The organism is Galbibacter sp. L-19 (genome assembly GCF_056857615.1).
The window spans coordinates 1-16,289 of the sequence record NZ_JBSXNL010000072.1; the positions used below are offsets into that span (position 1 = coordinate 1).

15 protein-coding genes are annotated in these 16,289 nt (G+C 33.6%); 10 read left to right on the forward strand and 5 right to left on the reverse strand.

Features of this window, described 5'->3' with window-relative positions:
- The first annotated feature begins 1,020 nt into the window (after positions 1–1,020).
- The 5 genes from AC13CQ_RS16060 (at position 1,021) to sufD (ending at position 5,595) form a co-directional block, all read left to right on the forward strand.
- Entirely contained in the window at positions 1,021–1,350 is a 330-nt protein-coding gene (locus tag AC13CQ_RS16060; protein ID WP_008611622.1) for a HesB/IscA family protein, read from the forward strand.
- A 17-nt stretch (positions 1,351–1,367) separates the two neighbouring features.
- The gene (locus AC13CQ_RS16065) at positions 1,368–1,682 is read left to right on the forward strand and encodes a four helix bundle protein (protein ID WP_008611623.1); all 315 of its coding nucleotides are present in this window, start codon (positions 1,368–1,370) and stop codon (positions 1,680–1,682) included.
- A gap of 113 nt (positions 1,683–1,795) precedes the next feature.
- Positions 1,796–3,241: a Fe-S cluster assembly protein SufB gene (gene sufB, locus AC13CQ_RS16070; protein ID WP_337901847.1), complete on the forward strand. Its 1,446-nt coding sequence runs from the start codon at positions 1,796–1,798 to the stop codon at positions 3,239–3,241.
- A 92-nt stretch (positions 3,242–3,333) separates the two neighbouring features.
- Entirely contained in the window at positions 3,334–4,086 is a 753-nt protein-coding gene (gene sufC, locus AC13CQ_RS16075) for a Fe-S cluster assembly ATPase SufC (RefSeq protein ID WP_008611626.1), read from the forward strand.
- Positions 4,087–4,278: 192 nt separating this feature from the next.
- Positions 4,279–5,595 carry a Fe-S cluster assembly protein SufD gene (sufD, locus tag AC13CQ_RS16080; protein WP_474507353.1) on the forward strand — a complete coding sequence of 439 codons (1,317 nt, stop codon included), beginning with the start codon at positions 4,279–4,281 and terminating at the stop codon, positions 5,593–5,595.
- Between the two features lie 82 nt (positions 5,596–5,677).
- Here the strand turns inward: sufD and AC13CQ_RS16085 are convergent, their stop codons facing one another.
- Complete coding sequence (locus AC13CQ_RS16085) at positions 5,678–6,502, reverse strand: RluA family pseudouridine synthase (protein ID WP_456868121.1); 825 nt, start codon at positions 6,500–6,502, stop codon at positions 5,678–5,680.
- A 211-nt stretch (positions 6,503–6,713) separates the two neighbouring features.
- On the opposite strand from AC13CQ_RS16085, the gene AC13CQ_RS16090 reads away from it, so the two are divergent.
- Positions 6,714–9,152 (forward strand): DUF4982 domain-containing protein, encoded by a 2,439-nt coding sequence (locus AC13CQ_RS16090; protein WP_456868122.1) that lies wholly within the window; start codon positions 6,714–6,716, stop codon positions 9,150–9,152.
- Positions 9,153–9,252: 100 nt separating this feature from the next.
- Here AC13CQ_RS16090 and AC13CQ_RS16095 read toward each other — a convergent pair whose 3' ends face one another.
- The 4 genes from AC13CQ_RS16095 to AC13CQ_RS16110 form a co-directional block, all read right to left on the reverse strand.
- Positions 9,253–9,756: a MepB family protein gene (locus AC13CQ_RS16095; protein WP_040879920.1), complete on the reverse strand. Its 504-nt coding sequence runs from the start codon at positions 9,754–9,756 to the stop codon at positions 9,253–9,255.
- Positions 9,757–9,778: 22 nt separating this feature from the next.
- Positions 9,779–9,934, reverse strand: a complete 156-nt coding sequence (locus AC13CQ_RS16100) for a hypothetical protein (RefSeq protein ID WP_008611631.1) — start codon at positions 9,932–9,934, stop codon at positions 9,779–9,781.
- A gap of 143 nt (positions 9,935–10,077) precedes the next feature.
- A complete protein-coding gene (locus AC13CQ_RS16105; protein ID WP_456868123.1) occupies positions 10,078–11,634 on the reverse strand; it encodes an NAD(P)/FAD-dependent oxidoreductase in 1,557 nt (518 codons plus the stop codon).
- Between the two features lie 314 nt (positions 11,635–11,948).
- Positions 11,949–13,301: a serine hydrolase domain-containing protein gene (locus AC13CQ_RS16110; RefSeq protein WP_456868124.1), complete on the reverse strand. Its 1,353-nt coding sequence runs from the start codon at positions 13,299–13,301 to the stop codon at positions 11,949–11,951.
- Between the two features lie 185 nt (positions 13,302–13,486).
- Here AC13CQ_RS16110 and AC13CQ_RS16115 point away from each other — a divergent pair, with 185 nt between their 5' ends.
- The 4 genes from AC13CQ_RS16115 (at position 13,487) to AC13CQ_RS16130 (ending at position 16,273) form a co-directional block, all read left to right on the forward strand.
- Positions 13,487–14,701 (forward strand): aminotransferase class V-fold PLP-dependent enzyme, encoded by a 1,215-nt coding sequence (locus AC13CQ_RS16115; RefSeq protein ID WP_456868125.1) that lies wholly within the window; start codon positions 13,487–13,489, stop codon positions 14,699–14,701.
- A gap of 260 nt (positions 14,702–14,961) precedes the next feature.
- The gene (locus AC13CQ_RS16120) at positions 14,962–15,384 is read left to right on the forward strand and encodes a SufE family protein (RefSeq protein ID WP_008611638.1); all 423 of its coding nucleotides are present in this window, start codon (positions 14,962–14,964) and stop codon (positions 15,382–15,384) included.
- A 6-nt stretch (positions 15,385–15,390) separates the two neighbouring features.
- Positions 15,391–15,714: an SUF system Fe-S cluster assembly protein gene (locus AC13CQ_RS16125; protein WP_008611639.1), complete on the forward strand. Its 324-nt coding sequence runs from the start codon at positions 15,391–15,393 to the stop codon at positions 15,712–15,714.
- Positions 15,715–15,766: 52 nt separating this feature from the next.
- A complete protein-coding gene (locus AC13CQ_RS16130; RefSeq protein ID WP_008611640.1) occupies positions 15,767–16,273 on the forward strand; it encodes a DUF2480 family protein in 507 nt (168 codons plus the stop codon).
- Positions 16,274–16,289: the final 16 nt, after the last annotated feature.

The following is a 16,289-nucleotide window of genomic DNA, read 5'->3' on the forward strand; positions in this document are numbered from 1 at the left end:
CACTTTACAAATTTATAACTTTGTCCCCCTGCATCTTTGAACCTTTGCCACTTTGAACCTTTGAAGGATTAAAAAAGTCGGGAGTCGGAAGACAGAATGCAGTGTTCAGTATGCGTACATTTTCAATCAAGAGTCAAGAATGTAAAAAAAAAATGTATTCTTATTCTTTTGAAAATCTTGTAAACTACAAACCATAAACAATAAACCAAAAACCTACTGCTTATTGAAAGATTGAAGAATTTCATTACTTTGCCTCTTTGCCTCTTTGTCACTTTGAACCTTTGTCCCTTTGAGTTAAAAGTTATGCTGTTATGTTGTTACGATGTTACAAAGGAAAAAGTTAAGAAGTTATCGAGTTATGTTGTTAGGATGCTTTAGGAAAGTTTTTTACCTTCTGCATCCTGTCTCCCGACTTCGGACTTCCGTCTTCATTTCATTTCCACTTTACAAATTTATAACTTTGTCCCTCTGCATCTTTGAACCTTTGCCACTTTGAACCTTTGAACCTTTGAAGGATTGAAGAATTCGGGAGTCGGAAGACAGAATGCAGTGTTCAGTATGCGTGCATTTTCAATCAAGAGTCAAGAATGTAAAAAAAATGTATTCTTATTCTTTTGAAAATCTTGTAAACTACAAACCATAAACAATAAACCAAAAACCTACTGCTTATTGAAAGATTGAAGAATTTCATTACTTTGCCTCTTTGCCTCTTTGCCTCTTTGCCTCTTTGTCTCTTTGTCTCTTTGTCTCTTTGTCTCTTTGTCCCTTTGAGTTAAAAAGTTAAGAAGTTATCGAGTTACGATGTTTCAGGAAAGTTTTTTTATCTTCTGCATCCTGTCTTCTGAACACTGCCTACTGCAAATTCAGCTTTCAAAACGGGCTTTAAGAAAAGTTTGTAAGGAATTACAGAAAATCATAACAAATCTCTATGATTGGATATAATATAATAATGCGAATAAGTATGGTAAATCGTGCCGAATATCTTATTTTTGTAAACTATTTTGAAAGAACAGTTTTATTATGATAAAAGTTTCTGAAACAGCGAAAAAGAAAATATCAGAGTTAATGTCGGACGATGGTTTCGATGTGGCTCAGGATTATGTGCGCGTAGGAGTGAAGAGTGGTGGTTGTAGCGGATTATCATACGACTTAAAATTTGATAAAAGTAAAGCCGAAGAAGATAAAATGTTTGAAGACAATGATGTAAAAATCATTGTAGACAAAAAAAGCTTTTTATACTTAATCGGAACCGTTTTGGAATATTCTGGCGGTTTAAACGGAAAAGGTTTTGTTTTTAACAATCCAAATGCACAAAGAACCTGCGGTTGTGGGGAGAGTTTTTCGTTGTAGAATAAGTTAATGAGTTAATGAGTGAAAGTAAAAAAATAGGAAATATAACTTTTGAAGATTTAGAAGTTTATAAACTAACTCTTGCATTTACCATTAAAATCTTTGACTTGCTAAACGAAAAACAATTTGAGAGGGAGTTTTCTTTCAAAGATCAATTAAAAAGAGCTACACTTTCAATTTCCAATAATATTGCAGAAGGATTTGAAAGAGAAACAGACAAAGAATATATACGTTTTCTATATTTCTCCAAAGGATCTGCGGGCGAAGTGAGAAATATTTTAAACATATTAAAAGAAACGAATTATATAAATGAAGATAAATGGTTACTATAAAGGGTGAAGTTACCATAATATCAAAACAGCTTTCAAATTACATTAGGTATATTAAAAAGCGAAGTGATATTGTTTAACTCTTTAACTTTTATCTTATTTACTTACTATAGAATATGGCATATACCGAAGAAGAATTAAAAAAAGAGCTCGAAACGAAGGAATATGAGTACGGGTTTTATACCGATATAGAATCGGATACATTGCCTGTTGGGTTAAACGAAGATATCGTTAGAGCAATTTCGTTAAAAAAGAATGAGCCAGCATGGATGACAGAGTGGCGTTTAGAAGCTTATAGAGCTTGGACACAAATGGAAGAACCTGCATGGGCAAATGTGACTTATGAAAAACCAGATTTTCAAGCTATTTCCTATTATTCGGCACCTATGAAAAAGCCGAAATATGAAAGCTTGGATGAAGTGGATCCAGAGTTACTAGATACTTTTAAAAAATTAGGAATTTCTGTAGACGAGCAGAAAAAACTAGCTGGAGTTGCAGTAGATATTGTAATGGATTCTGTTTCTGTAGCTACAACGTTTAAAAAGACGCTAGCTGAAAAAGGAATTATATTTTGTTCCATTTCTGAAGCAATTCAAGAGCATCCAGAATTAGTTAAGAAATATATCGGAACAGTAGTTCCAGAGAAAGATAATTTCTATGCTGCATTAAACTCAGCAGTATTTTCTGATGGTTCATTTTGTTACATTCCAAAAGGTGTTCGTTGCCCAATGGAATTGTCAACTTACTTCCGTATCAATCAAGCGGGAACTGGTCAGTTTGAAAGAACCTTAGTAATTGCAGATGAAGGAAGTTATGTAAGTTACTTAGAAGGATGTACAGCACCAACAAGAGATGAAAACCAATTGCATGCTGCGGTTGTAGAATTAATAGCATTGGATGATGCTGAAATAAAATATTCTACAGTACAAAACTGGTATCCAGGAAATAAAGAAGGTAAAGGAGGAGTTTTCAACTTTGTTACCAAAAGAGGCTTGTGTGAGAAAAATGCAAAAATTAGCTGGACACAAGTAGAAACTGGATCTGCAGTAACATGGAAATACCCTTCTTGTATTTTAAAAGGAGATAATTCTGTTGGAGAGTTTTATTCTATTGCTGTAACTAATAATTATCAGCAGGCAGATACAGGTACGAAAATGATTCATCTTGGAAAAAACACAAAAAGTACCATTATTTCAAAAGGTATTTCTGCTGGGAAATCTCAAAATAGCTACCGTGGTTTAGTACAGGTAAATAGTAGAGCGGATAATGCTCGTAATTTCTCTCAGTGTGATTCCCTATTAATGGGGAACGAGTGTGGCGCACACACATTTCCGTACATAGAAACTAAAAATAAAACAGCTCAGATAGAGCACGAAGCCACTACAAGTAAAATTGGAGAAGACCAAATATTTTACTGTAACCAACGTGGTATAGATACCGAAAAGGCAATTGCACTTATTGTAAATGGTTTCAGTAAAGAGGTATTAAATAAGCTTCCTATGGAGTTTGCCGTAGAAGCACAAAAATTATTGGAAATTTCATTAGAAGGTTCCGTAGGATAAACAGTAGTTAAAGGTTGGTAGTTTATAGTTGTTCGTAGTTCTTTTTGAGACGCTATAACAACACAACATCATAACAATATAACAAAAGACAAATGTTAAAGATTGAAAATTTACACGCTAGTATAGACGATAAAGAAATTTTGAGAGGGATTAACCTTGAAGTTAAACCAGGAGAAGTACATGCTATAATGGGGCCAAATGGTTCTGGTAAAAGTACATTATCGTCGGTGATTGCAGGGAATGAAGATTTTGAAGTAACCGATGGGAAAATTAGTTTTTTAGAAGAAGATATTGCTGAATTAGCACCAGAAGAAAGAGCCCATAAAGGCATTTTCTTATCATTTCAATATCCTGTTGAAATTCCAGGAGTTTCCGTTACTAACTTTATGAAAACGGCTATCAATGAAAGTCGCAGAGCACAAGGACTAGAAGATATGCCAGCAAATGAGATGCTGAAGAAAATTCGTGAGAAATCGGAATTATTAGAAATCGACCGTAAGTTTCTTTCTCGTTCTTTAAATCAAGGGTTTTCTGGAGGAGAGAAAAAGCGTAACGAAATTTTCCAAATGGCAATGCTAGAGCCTAAATTGGCTATTTTAGATGAAACCGATTCTGGATTAGATATCGATGCGTTGCGTATTGTTTCTGATGGGGTAAACAGATTAAAATCTAAAGACAATGCGGTAGTGGTAATTACACATTACCAACGTTTGTTAGAGTATATTGTTCCAGATTATGTGCACGTATTATTAAACGGAAGAATTGTAAAATCTGGTGGGAAAGAATTGGCCTTAGAATTAGAAGAAAAAGGTTACGATTGGATTAAGCAGGAAGTGGCTGTTTAAAGCCATTTGTGCTTTTTATTCTCAAAAGAGCTGTCACCCTGAGCCTGTCGAAGGGTATTTTAGATGACTCTTGTATTAATGAAAGTGCTTCGACAAGCTCAGCATGACAAGAAAAATTAAATTATAGAACTGAGGTTTTTTAGAGAATTTAGTGTTAATCTAACTCTCAAAACCCAGAAACCAGAATATAGAATGGAATTAAAAGATAAATTAATATCATCGTTTATGGCTTTTGAAAATCGTGTGGATGTAGAACATCCAGTACACAATATTCGTACCGAAGCTATAAAGTTTTTCGAAGAAAAAGGATTTCCAACAAAGAAGGATGAAGCGTGGAAGTATACTTCGCTTAAAACATTATTGAAAAACGATTATAGTGTTTTCCCAAAGGAAGAATCTGCCTTAGAATTTAAAGATGTAAAAAAATATTTTATACACGATATTGATAGCTATAAAATAGTTTTTATTGATGGTATCTACAGTTCTCACTTGTCACAAACATCACACGAAGGATTAGATGTATGTTTAATGAGTTCTGCACTTTCGAAACCTAAATATCAATTGATTATTGAAAACTATTTCAATAAAATTGCTAAAACCGATGATAGTCTTACCTCTTTAAACACTGCTTTCTCTCGTGAAGGAGCTTTTATTAATATTCCGAAGGGAAAAGTGGTAGATAAGCCTATTCAAATCATTCATTTAGCAACAGGGAAAGAGTCTTCTATAATGTTGCAGCCAAGAAGTCTGGTGGTAGTAGGAGAAAATGCGCACGTTCAAATTATTGAGCGTCATCAAAGCCTTACCGATAACCCAGTACTTACAAATGCGGTTACAGAAATATTTACTCACAAACGAGGAATCGTAGATTACTATAAAATTCAGAATGACAATCCGAATGCATCGTTGATAGATAATACATACATTTCTCAGCAACAAAATAGTCATGCATCCGTTCATACATTCTCTTTTGGAGGGAAAATTACACGTAATAATCTTCAATTTGTTCATAAAGGAGAGCATATCAATTCTACTTTAAAGGGGATTACAATTACGGAAGATAAGCAACATGTAGACCATAGTACTTTGGTGCATCATGCTACTCCAAATTGTGAGAGTCACCAAGACTATAAAGGAATTTATTCCGATAGTAGTACAGGAGTTTTTAACGGGCGTATTATTGTTGAAAAGGAGGCGCAAAAAACTAATGGTTTTCAGCAAAGTAATAATATTTTAATTGACGATAAAGCAACAATCAATGCTAAACCTCAGTTAGAAATTTTTGCTGATGATGTAAAATGTTCACATGGTTGTACTATCGGACAATTAGATGAAGAAGCGTTGTTTTACCTTCAATCAAGAGGGATTCCAAAAAAGGAAGCGCGTGCATTATTAATGTATGCTTTTGCTAATAATGTTTTAGAAAGCGTTAAAATACCAGAAGTTAAAACACGTATTAATAAATTAATAGCAATGAAATTGGGTGTTAAAGTCGGCTTTGATTTATAACAAGCAATTAACTATATACAGGCCCGAATATTCTTTATGAGTATTCGGGTTCTTTGTTTTATGGAGTCTATTTGTTGGCTATTTATTCTTCAAAAATCTTCTTAAACCTTTCTGGTAAAGCATCTTTTAAATGAAGTTTTTCTTTTGTAAAAGGATGAATAAATTTCAAAGAATATGCATGGAGGTACAAGCCTTTTCCGTTAAGAATTAAACCTTCTTTACCATATTCTCTATCTCCTAAAATTGGATTTCCAATACTTGCCAAATGGATCCTTAATTGATGCCTTCTTCCTGTTTTAGGACTTAATTTTACTAAATTGAGACTTCCAAATCGCTCCGACGGCACAGAATTGAGAACGTTATATTTCGATTTAGATTTTTTGCTATCTACACTAGAAATAACCTTCCCTTTAGTTTCCATTTTTCCTATGGTAATTGCATAATAGGTTTTATGGATTTCTTTGTCTTCAAAAAGTTTATTTAATATTCTAATGCTGCTATTTGTTTTTCCAACAAGTAAGATTCCTGTTGTAGGATAATCTAATCGGTGAACTGGCTGAGGAATAGAGGCGTCTGTAAGCGTACTCTTTTTTAGGTTTTGAGGTAAAGCATTTGCAATGGTTTTAAAGCTATTTCCGCTTACTAATATCCCTGCAGGTTTATGAATTACGGCAAGATATTCGTCCTCAAATAATACTTCTAAAGGAAATATAAGCTGTTTTTTAGGAGTTTTTGTTTCCTGATAAGCGAGTTCAATGGTCTCTCCTCCCTTTATAAAAGTAGCTGTAGTTGCTACTGTTTTATCAACGGTAATAAGTTGTTTCTTTAGTGCCTTTTTTAAAGCAGATTTGGTTGGGATAATATTAAAAATACCAACACCATACTCTTGGAGTCGGATAGGAGCCAATAGTTTAGGGACAATATGAGTTTCTATATTTTTTATTTAAGTAGCTATTATTTGTTTTTTCAAAGTTAATGATTACTTCCTCAGCTTCTATTAACTTATTTATGGCATTCTAATAATACATCCTTGTGGAAAGTAACTTTTTTAGTCCTTAAGTTTATTATTTATCTTTTAAAAAGTATATTTAACCTTTTATTTTTAATAACCTAAGTAAATGAAAAAATTAATCGCCACCCTCATCCTAGTTATTATTTCTTATTGGACAGCTATTAGTCAAGAAAATGTTAGACAAGTAATAACATTAAAAAACGATTGGAAATTTATTAATGAAGATCTTCCAAATGCGCAAGATCCATCATTGTCTGTTAAAAATTGGGAGAGTGTAAGTGTACCTCACGACTGGGCAATTAAAGGACCTTTTGATAAAGAAGTAGATAAACAGGTGGTTGCCATTAAGCAAGACGGAGAGAAAATTCCAACAGAAAAGACAGGAAGAACAGGAGCTTTACCACATATAGGCGTGGGTTGGTATAGAAAGAGTCTTGATGTTTCTGAGGTTAAATCTGATAGTAAAGTAATTTTACTTTTTGAAGGAGCCATGAGCGATGCTCAAGTTTTTATTAATGGTAAAAAAGTTGGAGGTTGGCCTTATGGATATAATTACTTCTATTTTGATATATCGTCATTTTTATCTTCTGATCAAGAAAATATCTTGGCAGTTCGAATGGAAAACTTACCGCAATCATCTCGTTGGTATCCAGGAGCAGGTTTATACCGAAAGGTACAGCTTATTGTAAAAGATAAAATAAGTTTTAATCAATGGGGGCAATACATAACTACTCCTTATGTGACTCCTGAATTAGCAAAAGTTAAAATTAGTTCTAAAGTTTCTTCAGAAAATACAAAGGTAGAAGCTGTAATTAAAGACGAAAATGGAGTTGTTGTAGCTAAGAAAACTACAGCCCAAGCCTATGGAAATGAGTTTGAATTAGAAATCCCTATTGAGAATCCTAAAATATGGGATATAGATACACCGCATCTGTATACTGCTAAAATGAATTTATACCAAGATGATGAACTAAAAGATAGTGAAGAAGTAAAATTTGGAATCCGAAGTATTGAATATAATGCTGATAAAGGCGGATTTTTATTGAACGGAGAAGTGACCAAATTTAAAGGGGTGTGTTTACACCATGATCTTGGGCCTTTGGGAGCAGCTGTAAATAAAGCCGCTTTAAGAAGACAACTTACTGTTTTAAAGGATATGGGGTGTAATGCTATTAGATCGGCTCATAATATGCCATCCATTGAACAATTGGAACTTTGTGATGAAATGGGTTTTTTGTTTTTAGCTGAAAGTTTTGATGAATGGGAAAAACCAAAGGTTAAAAATGGCTACAATCGACTTTTTAAAGAATGGGCAGAAAAAGATATCGTTAATTTAGTGCATGCCACAAGAAATCATCCGAGTATTGTAATGTGGAGTTCTGGCAATGAGGTTCCAGACCAATTTGGCTCTGATGGAGTAAAATTAGCTAAATGGCTTCAAGATATTTTTCATAGAGAAGACCCAACGCGACCAGTTACGGTAGGAATGGATAGAGTAAAGGAAGTTATGGAAAGTGGTTTTGGCGCAATTATAGATATTCCAGGACTAAATTATAGAACTCATCTTTATAAAGAGGCTTATGAAAAGTTTCCGCAGCGACTTTTATTAGGTTCGGAAACAGCTTCTACAATAAGTTCTAGAGGGATATATAAATTTCCAGTTGTTAAAACCATAGGAAAAGAATATGAAGACGGACAGACGTCTTCTTATGATCTCGGAATTACAAGTTGGTCTAATGTGCCAGAAGACGATTTTATTTTACAAGATGATAATCCGTGGGTTATTGGGCAGTTTGTTTGGACAGGTTTTGATTATTTAGGAGAACCAACGCCTTATAATACGTATTGGCCATCTAGAAGTTCTTACTTCGGAATGATAGATTTAGCAGGAATTCCGAAGGATAGATATTATTTATATAGAAGTATCTGGAATACGGAAGAAGAGACTTTACATATATTACCGCATTGGAATTGGGAAGGTAGAGAAGGGCAAGAAACACCAGTTTTTGTTTATACCAATTATGCTAGTGCCGAATTGTTTGTAAATGGAAAAAGTCAAGGGGTGCAAAAGAAAACAAAGAATGGTACAAAATTAGAGCGTTATAGATTGATGTGGATGGATGTAAAATATGAGCCTGGGGAACTAAAAGTAGTAGCCTTTGATGATAATGGAAATCCAGTTGCTGAAAATAAAATAGTTACGGCTGGAGCGCCACATCATTTAAAACTTGAAGCAGATAGAACTACTCTTAAAGCAAATGGTGAAGATTTAAGTTATATAACTGTTTCTGTAGTTGATAAAGATGGAAATATTTGTCCTACCGCTACCAACGAACTTTCTTGTAAGGTTAAAGGAGCTGGTGAGTTTAAAGTTATTTGTAATGGAGATGCTACTTCGCTTGATGTTTTTCATGAACCTGTAATGAAAACATTTTCAGGAAAGTTAGTTGTTACAGTACAGGCATCAAATAAGCCAGGAGATATAGTATTAGAGGTAAAAGGAAGGAAATTGCAAACTGCAAAAATGATTCTTACTACCGAATAAAAAGCTTCTTTACTTCTTTTAGATCCCTCATTAGGGGCTTTATTCCCCAGAACCTGTTGTTCTGAGTATATCGAAGTGTTCTATGTCTAAATGGATTAAATTATTTTCCTTTGAATACCTCGTAGGCTTGCCTCGAGGTAGTTAATTTAAGGTTTTCATTTATCTGATAGAAATAAGCAAGTTGCCATTTTTGAGATCGTTCTGCTTGCTTGTTTTGTGGATTATCCCAAGGAGGGTATACTCGAAAAGCTCTTTTTCCTTCTTTATTTTCAGTAGAAATAATTCCTTTCTGAATTAAAACAGACTTTGGAAAAACAAATTGGCCTAGTTTGTTTGCTGTTTTTACAGTTACCACATAAAAATTAAAAGGATCATTTATACAATATGGAGCTATTGGTCCTTTTTCTGTGCGTTTCCAAAAAGTAACAAATTGTCCTGCTTTTTTAGGAGTAACTTTTGCCTCTCTGTAAATAATAGCAAATTCGTTTAGCCTAAAAGTACATGCAAAATATTCTTTACTTTCTATTTCTGTTTTGAAATTAGAAATCTCGAGTTTACATTCAGCATAAACGTTCGTAATGATATTACTTAAAGTAGGATTCATTTTATGAGCTAATGTTATTGTGTTACTCGCTTTTTTGCTCATTTGCCTTTTGAATAATAGCTTTTAACCGTTCTTTATTCTGAACTTTCTGTTTCTTTTGTTTGTTGATTTTCTGATTCATCAACTTGGTATGTTTGGCTTTATTGACGGTGTTTTTTGCTTTTCCTTTTTTTGCCATTTTTCTCTAATTTATTACCTCAGATGGGTAAAAAAATATAAATTACTCAATAATCAAAATTTAAATGCTTTAAAACTTGTGCTGAAATATTTCTAGAATTTCCTTTTGACGCCTCGTGAGCTTGCTTCATTCTGTTGATAGGGTTACATTTTTGCAACCACAGCTTCAGCACAGCGTTCTCCGTCCATAGCGGCAGAAATTATACCTCCAGCATAACCTCCACCTTCACCACAAGGAAATAAACCTTCAATTTGCGGATGTTCTAAATCTTCATTTCTTGGAATATTTACTGGAGATGAGGTTCTAGATTCAACCCCTACAATATTAGCTTCATTAGTATAATATCCGTGCATTTTTTCTCCGAATGCTGCAAACCCTTTTCGTAATCTACTGCCTATCAATTTAGGTAAAAGAGAATGTAAAGGAGCCGATTTTAACCCGGGCTGATAGGAAGTTTCATTTAAAGAAGGAGAAATTTTACCTTCAACAAAATCAGCTAAACGTTGAGCAGGAGCAACTTGACTCCTTCCACCTGCATTAAAAGCTAATTTTTCTAAGTCTTTTTGAAATTCTAATCCTTTTAAAGGACCAAATGGATCATATTTAGGGAGGTCTTTATCAATGTTTATTTCGACTACAATTCCAGAGTTAGCAAATTTATTATTTCGTTTGCTAGGAGACATCCCATTTACTACAACTTCCCCATTGCTAGTTGCTGCAGGAACAATAAATCCGCCAGGGCACATACAGAAAGAATAAACCCCACGCTCGTTTACTTGTTGTACCAAACTATAAGCTGCAGCAGGTAATAATTCGTCTCTACTGTTTGAGCAATGATATTGAATAGAATCAATTATTTCCTGTGGGTGCTCCACACGAACCCCCATTGCAAAAGATTTTGCTTTTAAAGCAATATTTTTTTGATGCAATAAATTATAGATATCTCTAGATGAATGTCCTGTTGCTAAAATTACTGCATTTATAGAAAGTTCTTTTCCATTTTGCAATTGTACCGCTGTTAGCTTATTGCTTTTAATGATAAAATCTACTACGCGATTTTCAAAATGAACTTCTCCGCCATACTTTATAATATTCTCCCTGATGTTCTGAATAATTTTAGGGAGCTTATTTGTTCCAATATGAGGATGCGCATCTATTAATATTTGTTCCGTAGCACCATGGAAAACTAAATTTTCAAAAATTCGTCTAACATCACCACGTTTTAAACTTCTGGTATATAACTTTCCATCGGAATAGGTGCCAGCACCGCCTTCTCCAAAACAATAGTTAGAATCTTCATTTACAAAGTGGTCTTGATTAATAGCTTTTAAATCGCGTCTTCTCTCTTGCACATTTTTGCCACGTTCTAGAACAATAGGTTTATATCCTAGTTCTATACAGCGTAATGCGGCATACATTCCTGCAGGACCGAAACCAATAATGTGTACTTCTTTGGCTTTGGAAACATCTTTATAGTCAAAAAAATAAGCTGGTTTTTCAGAGACTTTTTCATTGATGTAAATAGCTACTTTGTAATTAAAAATAATTTCCTTTTTACGAGCATCAATAGATTTACGTAAAATTTTTATAGCTGAAATTTCATCTTTAGCAACTCCTAATTGCTCGGATGCTTTTTGAAGTAAAGTAATACCTTGCTTTTCTTCGGTTAAACTTACACGGAGTTGAATCTCTTTTATCATTCGGTAAAATTACGCAAATGAAATTAGTTATTTTTATTTGATTTAATACTTTAGTATAAGCAAATTGGAAATGCTGTTCCTTGTAATTTAGGAAAAGAAATAGGGTATTCAATTATAAATTTTTTAAATGAATATTATTTAAAGTCAAAATAAATCTGAAGCTTCAATTTCTTTAGCCAAAGCTTTATAGCCTTGTTCAAAGAAATATTCTGTAATGACTTCCAAAAGCTTGATTTCTTCCATTTTTAAATTTAACAATTAATTTATGCTGATTCTTATTACTTTATAAATCAGCACTTTGTGGGTTAGGTAATTTACTCAATCCCTTTAGAAATTCCACCTAGAAACCAATCAAAGTCGAACGCATCTCCAGAGGCTAATCCCATCCTAACAACTACTAAATCTTTAGAAGGAACTATGTAAACTCGTTGCCCTTGAAAACCATCTGCGTAATAAGTATCCATTGGAGCGGAGGGCATTTTTTCTGGAGTATTTAGCCAAAAATGTCCTCCATACAAATCGTCAGAATTTGGAGCAGGAGTGGATACGTATTCAGCCCAATTCTTATCAAAGAGTTGATCTCCAGCCCAATTTCCATTATGTAAATAAAGTAAGCCAAACTTTCCCCAATCGCGGGTTGTTGCCCATGCGTAGGAAGACCCTACAAAAGTACCACTAGCATCTGTTTCTATAACCATACTTTTCATACCGATTCTATCGATAAGTTTTTGATAGGGAAAATTGAGATATTCGGGATACGATTTAAATTCTTTCCGAAGTAAACCAGATAATAAGTTAGTTGTTCCAGAAGAATAATTCCATTGTTTATTTGGGGTAGCCTCAGCCTCTTTTTCTGCTTGTACTTTTGCCATATCATCGGTTAAAAAAAGCATTTTAGTTACATCAGAAATGGTGGCGTAGTCTTCCTCCCAAGCTAGGCCACTATTCATATGTAGTAAATTGTTATACGTAATATTTTTACGTTTGTCATGTTGCCATGCTTCAACTTTTGCGGGCTCATTTATATTCAGTTTTCCTTCATATTGAAGTATTCCATAAAGAGTAGCCATTACACTTTTAGTCATAGACCAACCTAGCAGTTTAGAATCTTTATTTAGAGAATCGGCATATTTTTCAGCAATAATTTGGTCTTTATATATAACCAAAACTGAGCGAGTTTTCTGAATTTCATTGTTATTAAAAGAAGCATTTACAATTTGATTGATTTGCTCATAATCTACATTTGGAAAAAAACTATCTTTTTGTTGTAAATCGCCATAAGGATACGGGCTATTATTAGCTTTAATATTTCGAACAGGAGATTCTGCATTTTTAATTTTATCTATATCTGCATCCACAGGTAGAAGCACACATCCTAATCCTTTTCTGTAAAGAGCTGTACGAGATTTTAATCCGTAAACACTTGCAATAGCAGTATTGTTTTCTGTATTAATTTTATTTTTAGCTAGGTTAACAGGCGCAAAATTATTGTCGTTATTTCTTGTGAATTGTGGATTTCTTCCATCGTTAAAAACACAAGAACACATGTTTTTTGCTGAAAACCCGCTAATGATGTTTAGTTTGGGGTAGTTATAATAAACAGTCGTAATAAATATTAGGCAAATAAGAACAATGGTAAAGAGCGCAAAGCGTTTAAAATTTTTCACAGGTATATTATTGTGGTTATTGAGAATAAAGATACAGAGAAAATTAGTGACAATAATGCCAAAAAGTTAAAACTGATAATGAGTTAAGAGGTAGATTCTAACTATTAATTTTCAGTCTACAACTTTAATAGGCTTTACCTTTATACTTTACAAACTGTTGCCTACTTTTGTAGCAAAGAATAGTTATGATTGAGATACATAAAATCCGAGAAGATTTCCCGATTCTAAAAAGAAAGGTAAACGGATATCCTTTGGTTTATTTAGACAATGCGGCTACCTCGCAAACACCACAACCGGTAATAGATTGTATTGTAGATTACTATTCTAATTACAATGCCAATATACATCGTGGGGTACATACATTATCTCAAGAGGCAACAGATTTGTATGAGCAGGCTAGAATGAAAATTCAAGAACATTTTAATGCCAAAAAAGCCCATGAAATTATCTTTACCTCTGGAACTACCCATAGTATAAATTTAGTAGCCAACGGCTTTTCAACGTTGTTAAATGAAGGAGACGAATTGATAGTTTCTGCTTTAGAGCATCATTCAAACATTGTGCCTTGGCAAATGCTTTGTGAGCGTACGGGAGCAATTCTTAAGGTAATTCCAATGAATGAAGAAGGAGAATTGAACTTGGAAGCGTATGCTAAATTACTTTCAGAAAAAACAAAACTCGTTTTTTGTAATCATATATCAAACGCGCTTGGAGTTATAAATCCTATTGAAGAGATTATTGCCAAAGCGCATGAGGTTGGAGCAGCAGTATTGATAGATGGAGCACAAGCTTGCCCACATATGAAACCAGATGTACAGGCATTGGATGTAGATTTTTATGTGGCTTCTGCTCATAAAATGTGTGGGCCAACAGGAGTTGGAATGCTTTATGGAAAAGAAGAGTGGTTAACCAAATTACCGCCATACCAAGGTGGAGGAGAAATGATTGCGGAGGTTACTTTTGAAAAAACTACCTATGCCGATTTACCTCATAAGTTTGAAGCTGGAACTCCTAACATTTGTGGGGGAATTGCTTTTGGTGCTGCTATTGATTATATGAATAGTATTGGGTTTGACAATATCCTGGCTTATGAAAATGAATTATTGGCTTATGGAACCGATAAGTTGAGTCAGATTTTAGGCTTAAAAATATATGGTAATTCTGATAAAAAAGCTTCGGTTATTTCTTTTAATATTGAAGGAATTCATCCGTATGATATTGGAACCATTGTGGATAAGTTGGGGATTGCAGTTAGAACCGGACATCATTGTGCGCAACCAATTATGGATTTCTTTAAAATTCCAGGAACTGTACGTGCTAGTTTTGCATTTTATAATACCAAAGAAGAAGTTGATGCTTTGGTAGAAGCAGTGAAAAAGGCTAAAATGATGTTGTCTTAGAATTACTAATAATAGAAGAAGGGATAAATACTTTTATATTTCGTTTTTGTGTCAAGACAAAATGAAAGAAGTTTTAAGTATTAGAAAAGCATGTAGTTAAGTCTATTTTGTGTTTAGATTTATATCGAACTCACGTTAGTATATATCTTTTCGCCCCTATCCTAATAACAGAGCCCTCTATCAACATTCATTATACAACCATATAGAAAAACAGTTGAATAGCCGATTTTCTTGTTGTATTTTTGTTGAAAATTAAGTTTATGACAATTCAAGAAATTCAAAATGATATTGTTGATGAATTTTCTATGTTCGACGATTGGATGCAACGTTACGAATACATGATAGAACTTGGAAAATCGTTACCACTTATTGACGATACTTATAAAACCGACGATAATATTATTAAAGGTTGCCAAAGTAAAGTGTGGGTTCATGCCGAGCTTGTAGACGATAAATTAGTGTTTACGGCAGACAGCGATGCTATTATTACTAAAGGAATTATTGCTATTTTAGTAAGAGCTTTCTCTAATCAACGACCAAAAGATATTATGGAAGCTAATACCGATTTTATAGATGAAATTGGTCTGAAAGAACATTTATCGCCAACAAGAGCTAATGGCTTAGTAAGTATGATAAAGCAGTTAAAAATGTATGCAATTGCATACCAAACACAATTAAATTAAAAGATTATGAGCGATACTATAGATACAACTGCATTAGGGGAAAAAATAGTTACTGTTTTAAAAACTATTTACGACCCTGAAATTCCTGTTGATATATATGAACTTGGATTAATTTACGATGTTTTTGTAAATGAAGATTCTGAAGTTAAAATTTTAATGACTTTAACAACGCCTAATTGTCCTGTAGCAGAAACGCTTCCGGTTGAAGTAGAAGAAAAAATTAAAACAATTGACGATGTGAAGGATGCTGAGGTAGAAATAACCTTTGATCCACCTTGGAGTCAAGATTTGATGAGCGAAGAAGCCAAATTAGAATTAGGATTGCTTTAAGGAAACTTCAAAAGAGCTAAGAAGGTAGCTTTTAAAGCTAAAATTTTGAGTAATGCAGGAAGAAATAATAAATAGAGTAGCACAAAGTAAACTGGAAACTTTTAATCTTGAAGATTATTATCCAGCTGGACAGCGTGTACTTTTTGATATAAAAGATTGGCTATTAGAAGGTTTTATCCTGAAGGAAAAAGACTTTAGAGAATTAGCTAAAAATCATAATTGGGAACAATATCAAGGCAGTTATGTGGCATTAACATGTTCTACAGATGCTATTGTTCCAGGATGGGCTTATATGTTGCTTACAACATATTTATCGCCTTACGCCAATAAAATCCTTGTGGGTTCGTTAGAACAATTAGAAACTGTTATTTATCAAGATATTATTCAGAATTTAGAACTTTCAGAATACAAAGATAAACCAGTTATTATAAAAGGATGCTCAAAAAAACCAGTACCACAAAATGCTTATATAATGATTACGGAGAAGCTTTTGCCAATTGCAAAAAGTATAATGTATGGCGAGGCTTGCTCTTCTGTTCCATTATTTAAGAGAAAATAAATCATATTTCACCCTA